Source organism: Amedibacillus sp. YH-ame6 (assembly GCF_053848845.1).
Window position 1 is genome coordinate 26,071 of the sequence record NZ_JBSPEZ010000005.1, and the last position, 18,707, is coordinate 44,777.

General features: G+C 34.5%; 17 protein-coding genes and 1 riboswitch. Of the genes, 5 read left to right on the top strand and 12 right to left on the bottom strand.

Annotated features, from left to right (window positions below; all coding sequences use genetic code 11):
• Positions 1–2: 2 nt before the first annotated feature.
• The 12 genes from hypD to ACWG0P_RS05345 form a co-directional block, all read right to left on the bottom strand.
• Positions 3–2,384, bottom strand: a complete 2,382-nt coding sequence (gene hypD / locus ACWG0P_RS05290) for a trans-4-hydroxy-L-proline dehydratase (protein ID WP_455800827.1) — start codon at positions 2,382–2,384, stop codon at positions 3–5.
• A gap of 4 nt (positions 2,385–2,388) precedes the next feature.
• Positions 2,389–3,303, bottom strand: a complete 915-nt coding sequence (locus ACWG0P_RS05295; protein ID WP_455800828.1) for a trans-4-hydroxy-L-proline dehydratase activase — start codon at positions 3,301–3,303, stop codon at positions 2,389–2,391.
• Positions 3,300–3,875 (bottom strand): helix-turn-helix domain-containing protein, encoded by a 576-nt coding sequence (locus ACWG0P_RS05300; protein ID WP_455792247.1) that lies wholly within the window; start codon positions 3,873–3,875, stop codon positions 3,300–3,302. Before ACWG0P_RS05300 ends, ACWG0P_RS05295 begins: the two co-directional genes overlap by 4 nt.
• Before the next feature lie 476 nt (positions 3,876–4,351).
• The gene (locus ACWG0P_RS05305; protein ID WP_455800829.1) at positions 4,352–5,578 is read right to left on the bottom strand and encodes a bifunctional folylpolyglutamate synthase/dihydrofolate synthase; all 1,227 of its coding nucleotides are present in this window, start codon (positions 5,576–5,578) and stop codon (positions 4,352–4,354) included.
• Positions 5,579–5,580: 2 nt separating this feature from the next.
• Complete coding sequence (locus ACWG0P_RS05310; protein WP_455800923.1) at positions 5,581–6,240, bottom strand: uracil-DNA glycosylase; 660 nt, start codon at positions 6,238–6,240, stop codon at positions 5,581–5,583.
• A 59-nt stretch (positions 6,241–6,299) separates the two neighbouring features.
• The gene (locus ACWG0P_RS05315; protein WP_455800830.1) at positions 6,300–6,728 is read right to left on the bottom strand and encodes a hypothetical protein; all 429 of its coding nucleotides are present in this window, start codon (positions 6,726–6,728) and stop codon (positions 6,300–6,302) included.
• Positions 6,729–6,803: 75 nt separating this feature from the next.
• Entirely contained in the window at positions 6,804–7,403 is a 600-nt protein-coding gene (locus ACWG0P_RS05320) for a YczE/YyaS/YitT family protein (RefSeq protein WP_455800831.1), read from the bottom strand.
• A gap of 92 nt (positions 7,404–7,495) precedes the next feature.
• The gene (locus tag ACWG0P_RS05325) at positions 7,496–8,941 is read right to left on the bottom strand and encodes a glycoside hydrolase family 1 protein (RefSeq protein ID WP_455800832.1); all 1,446 of its coding nucleotides are present in this window, start codon (positions 8,939–8,941) and stop codon (positions 7,496–7,498) included.
• Positions 8,942–8,962: 21 nt separating this feature from the next.
• A complete protein-coding gene (locus ACWG0P_RS05330) occupies positions 8,963–10,399 on the bottom strand; it encodes a glycoside hydrolase family 1 protein (protein WP_455800833.1) in 1,437 nt (478 codons plus the stop codon).
• Positions 10,400–10,410: 11 nt separating this feature from the next.
• Complete coding sequence (locus tag ACWG0P_RS05335) at positions 10,411–10,755, bottom strand: PTS lactose/cellobiose transporter subunit IIA (RefSeq protein WP_455789895.1); 345 nt, start codon at positions 10,753–10,755, stop codon at positions 10,411–10,413.
• Between the two features lie 33 nt (positions 10,756–10,788).
• Positions 10,789–12,045, bottom strand: a complete 1,257-nt coding sequence (locus ACWG0P_RS05340; RefSeq protein ID WP_455789896.1) for a PTS sugar transporter subunit IIC — start codon at positions 12,043–12,045, stop codon at positions 10,789–10,791.
• A gap of 115 nt (positions 12,046–12,160) precedes the next feature.
• Positions 12,161–12,514: a PTS sugar transporter subunit IIB gene (locus ACWG0P_RS05345; protein ID WP_455800834.1), complete on the bottom strand. Its 354-nt coding sequence runs from the start codon at positions 12,512–12,514 to the stop codon at positions 12,161–12,163.
• A gap of 168 nt (positions 12,515–12,682) precedes the next feature.
• On the opposite strand from ACWG0P_RS05345, the gene ACWG0P_RS05350 reads away from it, so the two are divergent.
• The 5 genes from ACWG0P_RS05350 (at position 12,683) to ACWG0P_RS05370 (ending at position 18,705) form a co-directional block, all read left to right on the top strand.
• On the top strand, positions 12,683–14,608 hold the full coding sequence (locus ACWG0P_RS05350; RefSeq protein ID WP_455800835.1) for a BglG family transcription antiterminator: 1,926 nt from the start codon (positions 12,683–12,685) through the stop codon (positions 14,606–14,608).
• Positions 14,605–15,435 carry an HAD family hydrolase gene (locus tag ACWG0P_RS05355; protein WP_455800836.1) on the top strand — a complete coding sequence of 277 codons (831 nt, stop codon included), beginning with the start codon at positions 14,605–14,607 and terminating at the stop codon, positions 15,433–15,435. Before ACWG0P_RS05350 ends, ACWG0P_RS05355 begins: the two co-directional genes overlap by 4 nt.
• A 132-nt stretch (positions 15,436–15,567) precedes the next feature.
• Positions 15,568–15,759: a hypothetical protein gene (locus tag ACWG0P_RS05360; protein WP_455789900.1), complete on the top strand. Its 192-nt coding sequence runs from the start codon at positions 15,568–15,570 to the stop codon at positions 15,757–15,759.
• Between the two features lie 222 nt (positions 15,760–15,981).
• A riboswitch (Lysine riboswitch) is annotated at positions 15,982–16,147 on the top strand.
• A gap of 78 nt (positions 16,148–16,225) precedes the next feature.
• Positions 16,226–17,512 (top strand): diaminopimelate decarboxylase, encoded by a 1,287-nt coding sequence (lysA, locus tag ACWG0P_RS05365; RefSeq protein WP_455800837.1) that lies wholly within the window; start codon positions 16,226–16,228, stop codon positions 17,510–17,512.
• Positions 17,509–18,705, top strand: coding sequence for an aspartate kinase (locus ACWG0P_RS05370; RefSeq protein ID WP_455800838.1), 1,197 nt, complete (start codon positions 17,509–17,511; stop codon positions 18,703–18,705). Before lysA ends, ACWG0P_RS05370 begins: the two co-directional genes overlap by 4 nt.
• The last annotated feature ends 2 nt before the right edge of the window (positions 18,706–18,707 follow it).

Genomic DNA, 18,707 nt, shown 5'->3' on the forward strand with positions numbered 1-18,707 from the left:
AACTAATTAAAGCTTTGTTCTGTACGGTTGATAATTTCATCTTGTAATTCTTTGCTTAGGTTACGGAAATGATCAGAATATCCTGCAACACGTACAATTAAATCACGATATTCCGCTGGATTTTGTTGCGCTTTGATCAATGTATCACGATCAATGACATTGAATTGAATATGGTGTCCATCCAAGTTGAAGTATGAACGTACGAGATTTGCCATATTTGTTAAACCATCTTCACCAGCTACAACAGCAGGTGTAAATTTTTGATTTAATAACGTTCCACCAGTTGATAAATGATCCATTTTACTTGCAGAGCGAATTACAGAAGTTGGTCCATGTGTATCTGCAGCTTTTTCAGGAGAAATTCCTTCACTAACAGGTTTATGAGCTTTACGTCCATTTGGTGAAGCTAACATAACCTCTCCAAAATATACATGGCAAGTGGTAGGTAACATATTGATTCTCCATTCCCCATCACGCATGTTTGGACGTCCTGTAATGCTATCTTTGTAGTACGTAAACACATCATTCATAATTGCATCTGCATAGTCATCATCATTTCCATATTTTGGAGTTTTACGTGAAACTAAACTATACATACGTGCATACTCTTCACCTTCGAAATCATGCTCGATTGCTTTCATCATGTCACTCATTGTGAAGTTTTTTTGTTCAAATACATTGTATTTGATAGCTGCTAATGAATCTGTAATTGTACCAATACCTACACCTTGAAGATAGTTTGTATTATAACGTGCTCCACCAGCATTGTAGTCTTTTCCAGCACTGATACAATCATCTGTAATAATAGATAAGAATGGAGCTGGCATATATTTTGCATAAATGCGAGTAATCATATTGCTACCAGTTACTTTGATATCCGCAAAATGAGTAATTTGTTTCTTATACGCATCAAATAATTCATCATAACTCTTAAAATCTTCTGCATTTCCTAGTTTTAATCCAAGTTGTTTATCCGCAACAGGATCAAATCCATTGTGTAATGTGATTTCTAAAATCTTTGGAAGATTGAAATACCCTTGAAGAATATATGCTTCACGTCCAAATGCACCAGTTTCAACACAACCAGAAGTACCTCCACGACGTGCATCTTCAATTGTTTTTCCAGCATTCAATAATTCTTGGATAATTGCTTCTGTGTTATAGAATGCAGGTTGTCCCCAACCTTTACGGCTGATTTCACAAGCACGTTTCAAGAATTTCATTGGAGTTTTCTTTGAAATTTGAACATTACTAGATGGTTGTAAAAGTTTCATTTCATCCATAACATCTAAGATTAAATAAGAAACATCATTTACTCCATCTTCTCCAGTTGCCGTAATACCACCTGTATTGATATTCGCAAAGTCTGTATACGTAGAAGACTCTTTTAAAGTAATTCCTACTTTAGGTGGAGCTGGTTGATTATTAAATTTCACCCAAAGACATTCTAATAGTTCTTTTGCCTTTGTATTATCTAAGATACCTTCTTCGATATCATGCAAATAGAATGGATTTAAATGTTGATCTAAACGTCCTGGTGTATATGCATCCCAAGGGTTTAATTCCGTTGTAACTCCCAAATGTACAAACCAATACATCTGAATTGCTTGCCAATACGTTTCTGGTTTATGTGCAGGAACAACATCACAGTTTGCAGCGATTTGTAATAGTTCTTCTTTACGAGTCGCATCACTTTCTTTTTCTGCCATTTCTCTTGCTAATGCAGCATAACGCTCACCTAATATCATGATGGCATCACACATAATGCTCATCCCATTTAATTCATCGCGTTTTTCCATTGCTTGTGGATCGTTAAGGAAATCTAATTTCTCTAATGTTACTTTGATATCATGTTGATAATCCAAGAATCCTTTTGCATATATTTTTTCAGATCCCACTGTATGACCAGGACCACGTTGTTCCATAAATTCTGTAAAAATACCTGCTTCATAACAATCTTTCCACTCTTGCGACATGGCGTTGATTACTTTGTTACGAATAGAACGCTTTTCCCAATAAGGGATGATAATCTCTTCTTGATCTTTCATGTTCTGTTCACTTACTTTGAAGCAAATCAATTCACGACTATCCATAACTTTCATGTCTTCTAATGTATGACAGCATAGTTCTGGAAATGTTGGTGTTGATTGTGGACCAGCACCTTTATCACCAACAATCAATTCTCCATCTTCTATCGTAATTGTTTTACGAGAGAAGATTTCTTTCATTGTTAATGCACGTAGTTCTGGGATTGATACTTCACCTTCATATTTCTTATAGGCATCTGTCATAAGCAGTGCACGTTCCATAAATACATGTGGTGTTGTTTCTTCACTTTGTTTTCTTAACTTTTTGATACGATCATTCATTCCTCTGAGTTCCATTTGTTTATCCTCCTATTTTTACCTGTTTAAACCCTTGTTCCTCAAACATTGATTTTAATTTTTCCATATTCTCATTGCTTGGTACGCGTAAATCCTTTGCTGGATACACACGTCCTAACTTATCGTATTTACTACTTCCCGTATTATGGTATGGTAATAAATTCACTTTTACGGCTCCTACTTTATCTTTTAAATATTGGATGATATCCTTCATTGTTGTTTCATCATTATTGACTGGTTCAACAACTGGAATTCTAATATTTATACAAGCTTTATTCTTGGCTAAAAATTCTAGGTTCTCTAATATTACATCATTTGATTTACCCATGTACTTTTTATGTGTTTCATCATCCAATGTTTTAACATCATACAGCCATGTATCCACATAGGGTAATAATCTTTCATAATTATCTTTTGGTGCATAACCACATGTATCCACTGCTACATTAAATCCTTTATCCTTCAATTGTTTACACAACTCTTCAAGGTACTCGATGTTTTGTGACATTACCTCACCACCAGATAATGTTACACCTCCACCACTTTCTTCATAAAAAGCAGCATCTCTTCTAACAATATCTATAAGTTCCTTGATGCTATACGTACGACCAACAATTTCTCGATTGTTATGCATACAATAATCTAAACAATCGGAACATAAAACGCATTTTGAAGCATCGGTATGTGCAGTTCCATCTGTTTCTACTTTGATTGCATCATGGGTACAAGCCTTGCTACAATAGCCACATCCCTTACATTTTTCACGATTGAACATCAGTTCTGGCATATATTTTTGACTCTCTGGATTATGGCACCACCAACAATTTAAATGACAACCCTTAAAAAATATGGTTGTACGAATACCATCACCATCGTGAACTGAGAATTTCTGGATATTTATAATGATTGGTTCTTTCATGCATTTTCTCCTGTTTTCGCAAATAGGTTCGGTGTATTAATGGTAATAAACTTCACCAATTTGTTCGTTTGATTACACCAGTTATGCGCTCTTGTGGATTTGTAATGCGCACTGTCACCTGGATATAAATCTATAATTTCATCTTCAATTTGTAGAGTTAATATTCCTTCTAACACATATACAAACTCTTCACCTTCATGTGGATAGGTTAAAGATTCTTCAATTTCTTTTTGAGGAAGTATTTCAACTAGCTTTGGAAGCATTTCAGCACAATCAGCCATATTTGTCATTGCATATTCAATGATAGAACTTCCTTCGATTCGAAGAATTTCACGTTCATAGCTTCGAAGCACTGCCTTCTTTTTTATCTTTGGTTGTTCCATGAAGATGGACATCTCAACGTGTAGTGCTTTCGCAATCTTCTTTAAAGTATCATGTGCAACAGAAGTTAAACCTCTTTCTAGTTGAGAAAGATATCCGATGGATAATCCAGTTTCTTGACTGACATCCTTTAACGTCATATTGTTATTGCTGCGTGTTTCTTTAATTAATTCGCCTACGTTTTGATTCATTCTATCGCCCCTTTTTCAAGTAAATTATATATTTCACAAGTGAAACTGTCTAGTGCTTTTACTATAATTTAAACATTTTTCAGTTAAATACAGGGCATATTAGTATACTTTTTAACTAAATTGTGATATTAAGTGGTAAAATTTTAAGTAAATTATAGATTTTTATAGTAAAATTCTGCAAGGTCGGAAAGCGCTTTCACAAGTGGCGCAATAATTGGCACACTATATTTCAAAAGAAACTGTAAAACACCTTAATATATCGTATATTTCTAGCTTGTTTTGATTGTTCAACTTATCCACTATTTCACAAGCATCTATAATAAAGAGTATATTTAAACTAATTTCCTATGTATGCATCAAAAAAATAATACATTTAATGCAAAAAAAATGTGCATACATTCACCTCTTGTATATAATATACAATGAACAATGTCACATCTTTTATCATATCTCTTTTTGTATTTATCTATAGAATTTCATTCTTTCATAAACAGCTTTCGAACATCACTAATAAAATAGAGAGAACCTGTTATAATAATTGGACGATGCAAGGCAATGGCTTGTTGAAGAGCGTCTTCCATATTATAAACCAAGTGTATCATGTCACTTTCCTGTATTTCATATATATCCAATGCTCTCTCATTATGTTGCAGTTGCGTTAAGATGATATAATCAGAAATTTTTTGAAGTTCATCCAACATAGAATGAAAGTTTTTATCCTTTAAAACCGAAAATATAACAACTGGATTATGAATATCTTGTATGGATTCACATAAAGCCTGAATCCCCTCAGTATTATGTGCGCCATCTAAAATAATACGTGGTATTTCACATACAACCTCAAATCTTCCTGCCCAACTAGCCATTTGTAAACCAGATCGTATGGCGTGCTCATCACATATAATATCATGATGCTCCTTCAAATATGTAATTACTTCAATGGCAAGAGCTGCATTAAGACATTGATATCTCGCCCCTGAAGACAATGTTACATTGTCATAATCTTTGTACTGAAAACTTATGACTCCATTTTGATTATGAACATTTGTAATATCTGAAGTTTGTACAACTTTAGAATGCTTTTCTTTTGCGATAGTTTGAAATATTTGAAGACAACTTTCTTTTTTCTCCGCTGTAAACAATGGAACATTTTCTTTCATGATGCCGGCCTTTTCAACCGCTATCTTTTCATAGGTATTACCTAATAGTTCCATATGATCCATTCCGATATTTGTAATCACACTTACCATAGGAGTTAAAATGTTGGTCATATCTAATCTACCTCCAAGTCCTACTTCAAACACACATAAATCGACATTCTTTCTTGAGAAATAAACACTCGCAATACACATATCAATTTCAAACATACTTAAATTCCATGTCATCCAAGAATCATAGTATTCATTTACGATTTCTAAAAAATCCGTTTCAGATATATAGTTATCATTGATTCGTATACGATCAAGATGAGTAATCATATAAGGAGAAGTAAATGTTCCTACTTGATAATTGGCTTCTTGAAGAATACTTCGTATATCATTCGTGGTACTTCCCTTTCCATTTGTTCCTGCTACATGAATGACCTTTAACTGTGCATGGGGACTTCCAATACTATCCATGTACTCTTGAAAATGGGCTAATCCATTTCCTCTATTTTTTCGTTGTTCAATGATGGAGATAATCTCATTTGCATTCTCAAACATAGTCACTCTCCGATTTTCCAATCAATTGGTGTTCTATTCATTTCTAACAAATAGGTATTTGTTTTAGAGAATGGTTTACTACCAAAGAATCCTTGATACGCAGACAATGGAGAAGGGTGTGGTGAACAGATGATTCTATGTTGCTTATTTGTAATAAGCTCCATTTTCTTTTGTGCCCAATTCCCCCATAAGATAAATACAATTCCTTGTTCTTGTTGATTCAAAACAGAGATGGCTCGATCAGTAAAGATTTCCCATCCTTTTTTCTGATGAGAGCCTGCTTTACCTTCTTCTACACTCATCACTGCATTCATCATAAAAACTCCCTGTTTTGCCCAATCCATCAAATACCCATGATTTGGTACGTCGATATCCATATCACTTTTTAGTTCCCTATAAATATTTTTTAAACTTGGTGGTATTTTTACTCCTTTGCGTACTGAAAAACACAAGCCGTGTGCTTGATTTGACTGATGATAGGGATCTTGTCCCAATATAACGACTTTTACATCTTCTAACGCACATGCGTGAAAGCACGAAAATAAATCCTCACGAGGAGGATAAATTGTTTTCAAAGTATATTCGTTCTCTAAAAAACGCATAAGTTTTTTATAATATTCTGCTTTACTTTCTTTTTCTAAAAATGTTGTCCATGTATGCATAATTTCACTTCCTAGTGATATTATCATACCACATATCAATTTATTTTCGATACTAGTTTTCAATCATATAAACTTTCTTCACATAAATTAACATACTTGTCCATCGCAGCCAGCCATGATTCCTTTTCTTCTTGTATTGTGAATTCTAACATTGCATAGTCATCAAGCGCTATATAACCTTTATCCAACATAAGTTTATAAAATTTCTTTAGGCTTGCACAGTTGGATTTAATTGCTTCACAACTTGACCACATCGCTTTTCTAATAAACCAATCACCTAGAAATCCACTCAAGCAATGGCATCCACAGCTCATATTTTGTGGTTCATAATAACACAAATAATCATTAATATAAAAATCTACATTGTCTACATGTTTGCATACTGTTTTATCCACAAAATCCTTTGATTTTAAGAATGCCTTAAACTCTTTGAGATATTGCTCATTTTGTTTCTTAATCAGTGTGACAGCTGCTTCATAATCTGACATGACAAATTCCTCCATTTCCTATCCTATATTCCTTGACTTTAGTGTACCACAATAGAAAAGAAAAGTTGACTATTTTTAATCAACTTGTTTACTTTTTCTTTCCAATAACTTACAAAATGCTTGAATAGTAACTCCTCCTGTTAGCACACAAACTATCGTACCTAAACCAAACGTTGATCCTAACAAATAAGCAACAATCACAAAAACGACATCACAGATTGTTTTTACAACACGATATGATATATGTAATTTCTTTTCTATACTTGCTAGGATTGCGTCTAATGGACTTCTTCCTAAGTTTAACGCAATCAACATTGCGAATGCATAACACATCATCAATTGACCAACTACAAATAATAGTATTTTTAAAGTTGTTGAAAGTTCTGCAATTTCTAAAGGCGCTAGAATCCAACGATATACATCAATAAATATACCTGTTGCATAGGCATAAGAAACACTTCCCCAACCTAATAAATCCTTTGCGAATACCACGGCTATTACCATACATATCGTACTATAAATCAAACCTGATATTGTATAGTTCGTCTGAAAGAAGCGTGCAATACCATCGTTCATCATGGTGATGGCATCACATCCATATCCAACTTGCAATACAAAATTGATACCAACGCCAAGTAAATTCAATGCAATAAAGATATATAAAAACTTTTTCATTCGCCATCACCATCTCATTCTTGTCTTCCTGTATTTTCATTATACTTCTTTCTTAAAGGAAAGGCTACAAGCATGAGCTCATAGCCTTATGTTTATAAATTTTCTCCGTTTGTTTTAATAACGTTTTGATACCAAGTAAAGGAATCTTTCTTCAAACGTTTTTGACTGCCTTGACCAAAATCATCACGGTCTAGATATACAAATCCATAACGTTTGCTCATTTCTGCAGTGGAAGAACTTACAATATCAATCGGTCCCCATGCACAGTACGCAAAGATATCGACACCATCTTTGATACATTCTTTTAATTGATGAATATGTTTTTCGTAGTAGTCAATACGGTATGGATCATGGATACTTCCATCTTCTTCTACCGTATCAAGTGCACCGAATCCATTTTCCCCAATCATCATTGGAATTTCATAGCGATCCCAATACTGAGATAAACAGTTGTATAGTCCTAGTGGGTCCATACGCCATTCCCAAGGTGTTGGTTGAAGGTTTGGATTTTGTTCCGCATCCGTTGGGTTCATACCATTTTTTGTAGAGTCTATGATTCTACTGTAGTAATAAGATAATGCTAAGAACTCCATTTTGTTATTACGGATGACTTCTTCATCGCCATCTTCCATATGAATATGGATGTTGTTGTCCGCAAAATAACGAAGTGCATATACAGGATATTCTCCACGTAATTGAACATCGGTAAAGAAGTATTGCATACGATTACGTTTCATTGTTAAGATTACATCTTCTGGTTTACATGATGCTGGATAGAATGTACAATCCGCAACCATGGTACCAAGTACTGCATTAGGATCTATTGTTTTTCCTAATTCTTTGATTCTTGCACAAGCTACAAATTGGTTATGAACTGCTTGATACATTAGTTCTTCCATATTTTCTGCTTGATCATCGTAAATTCCTAAAGAACCAAACTGTACGGTAGGAACTAGATTTACTTGATTACAAACAATCCAGTATTTTACTCTTCCTTTGAATCGTTCCAATAATACACTTGCGTACTTCACAAAGAAATCAATCACTTTACGATTTGCAAATCCACCATATTCGCTTACTAAATGAAGTGGCATATCATAGTGAGACATGGTAATGATTGGTTCCATACCATCACGAACGATTTCATCAATTAAATCATCATAAAATTTTAATCCTGCTTCACAAGGTTCTGCTTCATCTCCTTTTGGGAAGATTCTTGACCATGAAATACTTGTACGGAAACATTTGAATCCCATTTCCTTTAACAATGCTAAATCTTCTTTATATGTATGATAGAAATCGATTCCGAAACGTTTTGGATAATACCCTTCTGTATCATTCGCAGCTCTTACAATACTAGCAAGTGTTCCTCCACCTTCTTTTTCGATATGCGCACGATTTAATCCTTTTGTATACTCATGGATGTCAGAGGTAGATAACCCTCTTCCATCCTTATCAAATTCACCTTCACTCTGACAGGCCGCAAATGCACCTCCCCATAAGAAATTCTCTGGAAATCCACTCATTACTTTTTTCATTATTTACCTCTTTCTATTTGTCTAATCTAATTGTTCTCCATTGGATGCGATGACCTTTTTGTACCAGTAAAAGCTATCTTTTCGAATACGAGCACATTCTTTCGGATCATCATCATTACGGTCTACATAAATAAAGCCATAACGTTTTTTTACACCATTGCTTGTGCTCAATAAATCTACAGCTGACCATGGCATATATCCTAATACTTCTGCACCATAATCAATTGCTTTCTTCATTGCGGCTACATGATCTCTTAAATATTTAATACGGTAATCATCGTGTACCTTGCCATCTTCTGTTAAGGTATCAAATGCACCCATACCATTTTCTGTAATCATCAATGGTTTATTGTAGCGTGTATATAAATCACGGAAGATATATTCTAATCCAGTTGGATCAATTGCCCAATCCCAATCCGTTGTATCAAGTTCTGGGTTTTTGCACATTTGATAAAATCCAGGTTGTGTCTCAAATCCAGACATTTCACCTTTTTTACCAGACGGGTTAAACCCTGACCAACGTCTTTCTTCATCAATTGAACAATATTTCGCACATTCACTTGCATAATAGTTCAATGCTAGATAATCTGAAATACCTTCTTTTAGTAGTTCTTCATCGCCTTCTTCCATAACTGGAGCCAATCCATTTTCTTCTAGGTATATGGATGCTGCTTTGTTATAGAAACCTTTGAAGTATACATCTAAATAATATGAATTACGTAAGTCATGTGCATTTTGTGCAGCCATAACATCTTCTGGTTTACATGTTAAAGGGTAAACTGGAGCATATCCAAGAGCCGCACCTGCCATACCACCTGGCACTAATTCATGTACAAGTTTTACTGCAATGGCATGCGCTAAATTCATATGATGATTGATTTGATAACGCAATTGATTGTTGTTTTGATACTCTGGTTTTATATAACATTTTTGTGTCCAATATTGTACAATGATGCTTTGTTCATTGATAGTTAACCAATACTTCACATCGTCTTTGAACTCATTGATTACATAGTTCGCAAAATATTCAAAATCGTTAACAACCTGACGAGAAATCCAACCATCATAACGATCCACAAGAGCCATTGGCAAATCATAATGATACAGTGTTACCACTGGTTCTATTCCATTTGCCTTTAATTCATTAATAAGATTATGATAGAATTCTACACCCTTTGCATTCGGTTCTCCCGTTCCATCTGGAAAGATTCTACTCCATCCAATGGAGAAACGATAGCTGGTAAATCCCATTTCTTTAAATAGTGCGACATCTTCTTTATATTTATGATAATGATCACTTGCAATACTTGCATCTGCAAATCCTGTTTTCTTTGAATATTCAAGGTTTACAATATCTTGTTGAGAAGGTCCCTTCCCATCTTCCAATGCCGCTCCCTCTACTTGATAAGCACTGGTAGCTGCGCCCCACAAAAACCCCTTTGGAAAACCCTTATTCATGTTACTGCCTCCTATTTCTGTTCAATTTTTGTATTTAAAATTTGAAACATGTCAATTAATTCTGATGCTAGTTTTGCCTCAGACATAATGGTCATAATAGTATCCTGAGCGTGAGCAAACAATAGACATGGTGTATACTGTTGTCCTCTCGTTTCATTTTGAATGACTCCAGTTTGTGCAATATGCGCTTGATGGATACATTCTTTGGCCTCTTCTTGACAACGCTTTGCACCATCAAAATCAAACTTTTTAGCACATGCTAGTGCTTCCTCTGTTTTGATTCTAGCATCGCCTGCATGCAATATAATCTGCATTGCTACTTGAATTAATTCGTTGTCTTCTATGTGTTCACCCATATCGGTTACCTACCTTTCTACTTCCTATGCTATCTAGCTTTGTGCAGATTCATTAAGATCTGCTTGTTCTTCTACTAAACACTCTTTTTCATATACTTTAAAGAATGGATACCAGATAAATAAATATACAATAAATAATACAATCGCCCATAAGATACCTCTTACGTCTTGTGTAATCATTACAGTTGAAATTGGTACTGGAACTTGTCCAACTTGGTTAAGCGTTGCTGGAATATTCAACCATCCAAGACTCATTACTGTATATACAATCACTGGCCCTACAATCGCATTGATCCACATTGGTAACATCAGAATTGGATTAAATACAATTGGTGCACCAAACATAATTGGTTCATTGATATTAAAGATAGATGGTCCAATGAAGATACGACCCATAGTTTTTAATTTTTTTGATTTTGAGAATAGCATTAAACAGTTAAGACCTAATGTAGCTCCCATTCCACCCATTGTTACAAGGGCTGCTGTAAATACTGTTTCACTAGTCGCAATGTTTCTAGCTACTTCACCAGCTGCTACTGCATCGATATTTGCTTGAATACCAGCTAAGAAGATTGGTGTTGTTACGGCTCCAAATAACCAAGATGAAATACCCATTGAGTATAATACTGCTGGTATGAAACATAACAATACAAATCCTGGTAAAGTCTGTCCAAAACTTGCTAATGGTGAGAACACCCATACAACAAATTCAAAGATATCTACTTTTAAGTTCATTGTTAAAACCATTGAGATACCTAATGCAATGACTGTAGGTACTATATAATTGATCCAACCAGATACGAAATCTGGAATACTAGTACTATTCTCTAATACGTGTAATTTTGAATAAAGATTGAAGATAATGGAGGTAAATAACCCCGCAAACATACCTACAGCGATTCCAGTTGCTCCCATTCTCCCACCTAGAATCACCATATTTCCTGCTTCATTGGTTTCTGGCATGATAAACATGAGAAATACTGCAATGGCAACTAATCCACAATTGGTTGTATAGAAAGGTTTATTTAATTTTTCCATAACCTGCTGTGCTACCATAAATGAAATAATTAATGATATAAGACCGAAACTATAATCTGCAATTGGTCCTAAATTTGGAAGTGCAGGGATATAAGAACGGAATACGTTATAGAAATAAATCAGTGATCCCGTTAAAATAAATGGGATAACTTTTTGCATGGAGCTTGATACTGCCGCAATCCAAGGACGACTGCATATTTCATTCATTTTTGGGGCAAATTTGTTTGCTAACCAGTCCATAAATTTTTTCATAAATTTTCTCCTTCAATTTTCTTTTTTATTTCTATAAAACCGTGTATAATAGGTTTATAGAAATAACTTGTCCAAAGTGATTTCTTGAGAGCTAAGTGTGCGCTTAGCTCTTTTTTTACTTTTCTTCGATTGTTTTGATTGCATAATCCAAAAGGGCTTCTCCATTTAACATGGCATAGATATCTTTTGGAATCACGCATACACATACATTGTACGGATCTGCCATCTTTTTGAATTCAGGTAGTTCTCCTGCATAATGAGGACCTACCATCAATACATCGATGGAACTCATATAGCTGGCAATATCAGAATGACTACGTGCTTCAATGTTCACATCAAGTTTTTTCTTCTTTGCTGCTTTTCTAGCGGCATTTGCTAAGAATCCACTGGACATACCAGCTCCGCAACATAATAGGATACGAATGGTTTCCATGATTTCTCCTTTCTGCGTTCGTTTGCTTACACCCATATTATCTACCTACTTGCACTTTGCCTCAACTTGATATTTGCACCATACGGGGAAAGTTATAAGAAGATGAAATTGCCCCATGTGGTGCAATAAATCAGTTGTATAGGTAATTTATTATCTATATAATAGAATTAGATTATCATCGCAGAATAGGTAGAGGTGAACATAATGAAAAAGAAACATCGAGAACTTTTGGAATATCTTTTAAATACTCACTCCACAATTACAAGTAAAGAATTGGCGAATGCGTTGCACATATCTGCTCGTTCTGTAAAAAATTATGTTTTGGAAATCAATCTTTTTTCCAATGAAAAAGTAATTCTTTCTTCAAAGAGTGGTTACCAAGTACATGCACAAGCGGCGCATAAACTATTAGCTCCAGAAGAAGAACAAATACCTCAAACTTGGGAAGAACGTTCCTTCTATATCATCAAACAATTGATGTTAGAACATTCCTCTCATGTGGATATCTATTCTTTATGTGAGGAGCTTTTTGTTGGCTACTCCACATTAAAAGCCGATATTGCTAAGATGAACAAAGCATATACAAATTTTAATGTACATTTTGCATGTGAAAATGATGCGATTTATATTCGCGGAGATGAAAAAAACATGCGGAAACTTATCAGTTATCTCGTACAAGAAGAAACAAGCCAACAACTCGTTGATCTATCCATATTGAAAGAGAGCTTCCATGCCATTGAAATTGATAAAGTTGCCAGTATCATACGCAAAACATTTCAGAAATACAATTACTATATCAATGATTTTTCTTTCGTGAATTTATTGTTGCATTTTGTAATTATCATTGATCGTATCCAAAATGGGAATGTTGTAATATCTAAGGATGATGAATTTATCATTGAGAGTGCACATGAACAAGCATTGATAGAAGAACTATGTGAGCACATAGATGAATGTTTTGAAATTCATTTGACACCTAGTGAGCGTTTTGAAATCTATATGTTATTTAAAACGAATGCAAATTATTCTCTTCCAAATTCCGATGATACATTACGTAAAATCGTAGGAGATGAAATCTTAAAGGAAACCAAACATATTGCAGACAAAGTAAATGAAGATTATTATATTGATTTACATACAGAAGGTTTTCTAACTCCTTTTTCATTGCATATTAAAAATCTAATTGTACGAGCACAGAATAAAACGTATACTAAAAATCCAATGGCAGAATCCATTAAGAATACTTGTCCTACGGTTTATGATATTGCGATTTATATCTCTTTAGAGCTTATGGAACATTACCACATTCATATCAATGAAGATGAAGTTGCCTTCCTTGCATTGCATATTGGTGCTGAGATTGAACGACAAAAATCCAATGATGCAAAGATACAATGTGTTTTATTGTGTCCTGACTATATGCAACTTACCTCTGAACTTTATAACCAATTGTTGATCAATTTTGGAAATCAGATCAATATTATAAAAACGATTTCCTTTGAAGATGAATTAAAGGGATTGTCTTATCAAATGGTGATTTCTACCATCGCAATCCATCGAAAACTGCATCATCAAATCTGTATGATTCCTCCTCTTTCAACACGCTTAAATCTTGCGACCATTCAAAATGCCATCGATGCTTGTAAGGCAAATGAAAAACGTTATATTCTGAAAAAAAACTTCAAAGAGTTTTTCTTTGAAGAACTGTTCATGATAACGCAAGAACAAAAAACACGTGATGATATTCTGCATACCTTAACAAATAAAATGGTCGCGTTAGAATTCGTAGATCATGATTTTGAAAACAACGTCATGGTTAGAGAAACTGCAGCCTCTACTGCTTTTGGCAATATCGCAATTCCTCATTCCATGAAAATGGAAGCGATGAAAACTTGTATTGGAGTTGTCATATCTCCAACAGGAGTGCTTTGGGATGAACATCTAGTACATGTCATATTATTAGTAGCAATTAATAAGATTGATAAACGCATCTTCCATGATTTATATGAAACTCTCGTTCTATTGTTTAGTGAACAAAGTATGATTGAGCAGGCGAAAGATTGTCGTAATTTTAAAGACTTCGAAAATCTAGTCTATGCCAATATATCCTCTTTGGAGAGTGAATCATGAAGTGTATATTTCTAGATATTGATGGAACTTTGTTGGATCATGAAGTAGGGATACTGGAATCAAGCAAAGTCGCTATAAAGGAAGCCCGCGCAAATGGTCATAAAGTTTGCTTGGCAACGGGAAGAGCAAAGCCAGAGGTGGCACAAGATTTACTAGATTTAGGATTTGATGGCTTTATTTTTTCTTGTGGAAGTTATGTGGAAACAAGAGATACACTCTTATTTCAAGAAGTTATGAACAAAAAAGATATTGTAGATGTTATTGAACTCTTACAAAAACATCATGTAGGATTCAATCTTGAAGGGATACGAGATTCCTTCTTAGATGAGACGGGATTCTCCTTCTTTCACGATTTATTTAAAAATGAAATGGATATGAATAGTGAATTAGCTAGACAATATATGGCAAGTGTTCATATGTTACCCTATCAACAATTTCAGGATAAAGATTATGAACAAATTTTGAAGATTGCTATTTTTGCGAAAGAGCAGAATGCCTGTCGAATAGTTCAAGAAAATTTATCTTCTCACTTGAAATTGACGTTGCATGGCGTGGATGAAAACCCTATAATCAATGGAGAAATTACGTGTGCCCATATTTCTAAAGCAACGGGTATGGATATCCTACTTGATTATTTCCATATTCCTGTTTGTGATACCATTGCGATCGGAGATAGTATGAACGATGTAGATATGATTTTACATGCACATCGTGGAGTCGCCATGGCAAATGCAAATAAGGAATTGATTCGATTAAGTGATGAACAAACGACCTCTAGTAAGGAAGATGGAATTTATCATTGTTTCAAAAAACATGGTATCATTTGAGAACGGAGAGCAACACCGTTCTTTTTTCTTTATATAAACTTTATTACGGTTTTGTTAGATATCAACAATTTTAAAAAGCTTATGGTATAATATGGATACAAATTTAACAATGTAGTGTGGAGGGGTGAGAAGATGGATCAGGAGAATCTCCATTCGCAAGAAAAACACCTAGATGACAAACAACAACAAGAAATATTCGATGTCATGCGAAATGAAAATGAAGATGTCTTCAACGAAGTCTTTACCTTTCGAACGGTCTTATTTACTGCGATTATATTAGGGATTGTAATTTTAGTATTTTATTTTCTAGGATCCTTGAGATGAGGCATATGCTTCATCTTTTTTGATTGTAAGAGAAATGATACTTACATTTATATTTTCTTAACAAGAATGTTTATTTCTGTATGTATTGATTACATGGTTCATGGTACTATAGTTGAGAGAAACCTCTATTGAATATGTAACATTTTTCAGAATTTATGAAATAATGGTCATTTCTTTCATATAACTATTGTTTTTTTGCATAGATAGTGTTATGATACGTGTGAATTTGATAGAGGTGCGAATGCGACAATATCTTAGGGAACCGGCAGGTAACGATCTAAGATAGAAGCAAATTTGCCGAATTGTTTTCCTAGGCATAGGAAAATGGTGGGTCTATGGAGAATATCCGTAGAACTGTCTACAGTACTGTAGATGTGCTATCTTACTTTCCAATCGATATAACGCGATAGTCAGTAAGTGATACATTTCTACTTGCTGACTTTTTATATATAGATGAGGTGACCTTATGGACAAGAACGTATTAGAAATATCTGGTGTATCTGTTGAACAGTTGGCAAATACTTGCCGTACACCATTGTACATTTATGATGAAAACAAAATTACTGCGAAAATGAGTCAATTCTATGAACTATTTCAAAGTGATGAGTTCGAAACGGAAGTACTATATGCATCTAAGGCTTTTACATGTAAGGCTTTGATTGAGCTAGTAAGTGCTTATGGATTGTGTTTAGATGTTGTGAGTGGTGGAGAATTATTTACTGCGAAACAAGCAAACTTTCCAATGGAACGTGTGTATTTCCATGGAAATAACAAATCTTATGAAGAACTTCAAATGGCTTTAACTTATGGAGTTGGTACCATTGTAGTGGATAACGCTATGGAATGCGAAATGCTAGTACAGGCAGTTCGTCAAAGTGGGAAATCAATCAAAACAATGTTGCGTGTGAATCCAGGAGTGGAAGCACATACGCATAAATATATTGTAACTGCACATTTGGATAGTAAGTTTGGAACTTCTATAACTATGAAACAACAAATTGCGGATATGATCAAAACATTAACATCTACACCACAGATTACATTTGAAGGATTCCATTCTCATATTGGATCTCAAATCTTTGATAAAGATGCTTATGTTGCGGAAATACAAACACTTGCGAAGTTTGTAGATGATATGCAAAAAGAATATAGTCTAGAAATTCACGCTTTAAATCTTGGTGGTGGATTTGCGGCATATTACACAAGTGATGATCATCCAATTCCTTTACAGGAAGTATGCAAAACAATCCTTACAACTTGTAAAGAAGAGAAAGCGAAATATAACCTTTCTTTAACTAAGATTATGATTGAACCAGGACGTAGCATTGTGGCTGAAGCTGGTTCTACCTTATATCGCATTGGATATCAAAAAGAAACAGAAAATAAAAAATATATCTTTGTGGATGGTGGGATGAGCGATAACATTCGTCCTGCATTATATCAAGCAGCGTATGCTTGTGATATTGCGAACCGTATGAACGAAGAAAAAATAGAAAAAGTAACAGTTGCAGGAAAATGCTGTGAGTCTGGAGATATCCTTATTGAAGATGTAATGTTACCAAAGGCTCAACAAAATGATTTATTGATTCTTTATACAACTGGTGCTTATGGATACAGTATGGCAAGTAACTATAATCGTCTATCAAAACCTGCCGTGGTTTTTGTGAAAGATGGAAAAGCAAGAGTAGTTGTGAAAAGAGAAAGCTTTGAAGATTTATGTGATTTGGAATGTGATGAGGCAATTAATGTATGAATGTAGTAGAGAAGTATGGTGGAACAAGCGTAGGGACGATTGATCAAATTAAGGCAATTGCCGCTCATGCTGTAGAGATGAAACGCGCTGGACATAATTTAATTATTGTGGCGAGTGCTATGGGTAAAACAACAAATAAGCTGATTGAAATGGCAAATGAAATTGGTAGTACAAATGAGCGTGAAATGGACTCTTTGTTGTCTACAGGAGAGCAACGTACCATTACTTTATTGGCGATGGCCATTGATGCTTTGGGTGTAAGTGCTATTTCATTAACGGGATATCAGTGTGGTTTTATCACAAGCAATCATCATGCACATGCACGTATTAAAGATATTGAAATTAGTACACTGCAAAAGCATTTGGATGATGGAAAAGTGGTTGTAGTTGCTGGATTTCAGGGTGCTACAGAACATGGTGAAATAACAACTCTTGGAAGAGGGGGTTCTGATACTACTGCGGTAGCGTTGGCAGCGAAACTTGGATGGGAATGTCGTATCTATACGGATGTAAATGGGGTGTATACCATTGATCCAAGAATGTATAAACAAGCAAAATTACTACATGAAATTACCTATAACGAAATGATGCAGATGGCTTGTCTTGGTGCTGGTGTCTTAGAGACAAGAAGTGTAGAACTTGCTAGTAAATATGGAGTTAAATTATTTTTAGGAAAAGCTTTGGAAAAAGATGAGAGAAAAGGAACGTATATTATGGAGACAACAAAGAACTTAGAAGATATGCCTATTACTGGCATCAGCGTAAAAGATGATTATGCGATTATGCGTGTCAACGAATTGCCAAACGATGGTGTATTCTTAGGAGAATTGTTTCGCATGATAGCGAACTTAGATATCAACCTTGATACAATTTCTCAGCATTTGACACACGATGGAAAAGTAAACTTTCAATTCTATTGTAATACAAAACAAAGTGATGTCATCGTTAAGAACATTGATAAACTAAATTCAAAATATCCAATTTCAAGATTGTTGGGATTTGTGAAATTATCTGTTATTGGAGTAGGGATTTCTACTCATAGCGGGATTGCCGCAAAGGTATTAACAACGTTAAGTGAACATCAAATCCCTTACTATATGATTACTTCATCTGAAATTTCTATCTCATTAACAATCGAAGAGAAAGATAAACTACAAGCAGTAGAAGTATTAGCTAAAGCTTTTGATTTATAATT

What these genes read in the sequence shown, in the direction of transcription:
- ACWG0P_RS05370 (WP_455800838.1), top strand. Translation starts at nt 17,509, where the DNA reads ATGAATGTAGTAGAGAAGTATGGTGGAACAAGCGTAGGGACGATTGAT.
- ACWG0P_RS05350 (WP_455800835.1), top strand. Translation starts at nt 12,683, where the DNA reads ATGAAAAAGAAACATCGAGAACTTTTGGAATATCTTTTAAATACTCAC.
- ACWG0P_RS05325 (WP_455800832.1), bottom strand. Translation starts at nt 8,941, where the DNA reads ATGAAAAAAGTAATGAGTGGATTTCCAGAGAATTTCTTATGGGGAGGT.
- ACWG0P_RS05300 (WP_455792247.1), bottom strand. Translation starts at nt 3,875, where the DNA reads ATGAATCAAAACGTAGGCGAATTAATTAAAGAAACACGCAGCAATAAC.
- ACWG0P_RS05320 (WP_455800831.1), bottom strand. Translation starts at nt 7,403, where the DNA reads ATGAAAAAGTTTTTATATATCTTTATTGCATTGAATTTACTTGGCGTT.
- ACWG0P_RS05310 (WP_455800923.1), bottom strand. Translation starts at nt 6,240, where the DNA reads ATGCATACATGGACAACATTTTTAGAAAAAGAAAGTAAAGCAGAATAT.
- ACWG0P_RS05360 (WP_455789900.1), top strand. Translation starts at nt 15,568, where the DNA reads ATGGATCAGGAGAATCTCCATTCGCAAGAAAAACACCTAGATGACAAA.
- ACWG0P_RS05345 (WP_455800834.1), bottom strand. Translation starts at nt 12,514, where the DNA reads ATGGGTGTAAGCAAACGAACGCAGAAAGGAGAAATCATGGAAACCATT.
- ACWG0P_RS05335 (WP_455789895.1), bottom strand. Translation starts at nt 10,755, where the DNA reads ATGGGTGAACACATAGAAGACAACGAATTAATTCAAGTAGCAATGCAG.
- ACWG0P_RS05295 (WP_455800828.1), bottom strand. Translation starts at nt 3,303, where the DNA reads ATGAAAGAACCAATCATTATAAATATCCAGAAATTCTCAGTTCACGAT.
- ACWG0P_RS05355 (WP_455800836.1), top strand. Translation starts at nt 14,605, where the DNA reads ATGAAGTGTATATTTCTAGATATTGATGGAACTTTGTTGGATCATGAA.
- ACWG0P_RS05340 (WP_455789896.1), bottom strand. Translation starts at nt 12,045, where the DNA reads ATGAAAAAATTTATGGACTGGTTAGCAAACAAATTTGCCCCAAAAATG.
- lysA (WP_455800837.1), top strand. Translation starts at nt 16,226, where the DNA reads ATGGACAAGAACGTATTAGAAATATCTGGTGTATCTGTTGAACAGTTG.
- ACWG0P_RS05305 (WP_455800829.1), bottom strand. Translation starts at nt 5,578, where the DNA reads ATGTTTGAGAATGCAAATGAGATTATCTCCATCATTGAACAACGAAAA.
- ACWG0P_RS05315 (WP_455800830.1), bottom strand. Translation starts at nt 6,728, where the DNA reads ATGTCAGATTATGAAGCAGCTGTCACACTGATTAAGAAACAAAATGAG.
- ACWG0P_RS05330 (WP_455800833.1), bottom strand. Translation starts at nt 10,399, where the DNA reads ATGAATAAGGGTTTTCCAAAGGGGTTTTTGTGGGGCGCAGCTACCAGT.
- hypD (WP_455800827.1), bottom strand. Translation starts at nt 2,384, where the DNA reads ATGGAACTCAGAGGAATGAATGATCGTATCAAAAAGTTAAGAAAACAA.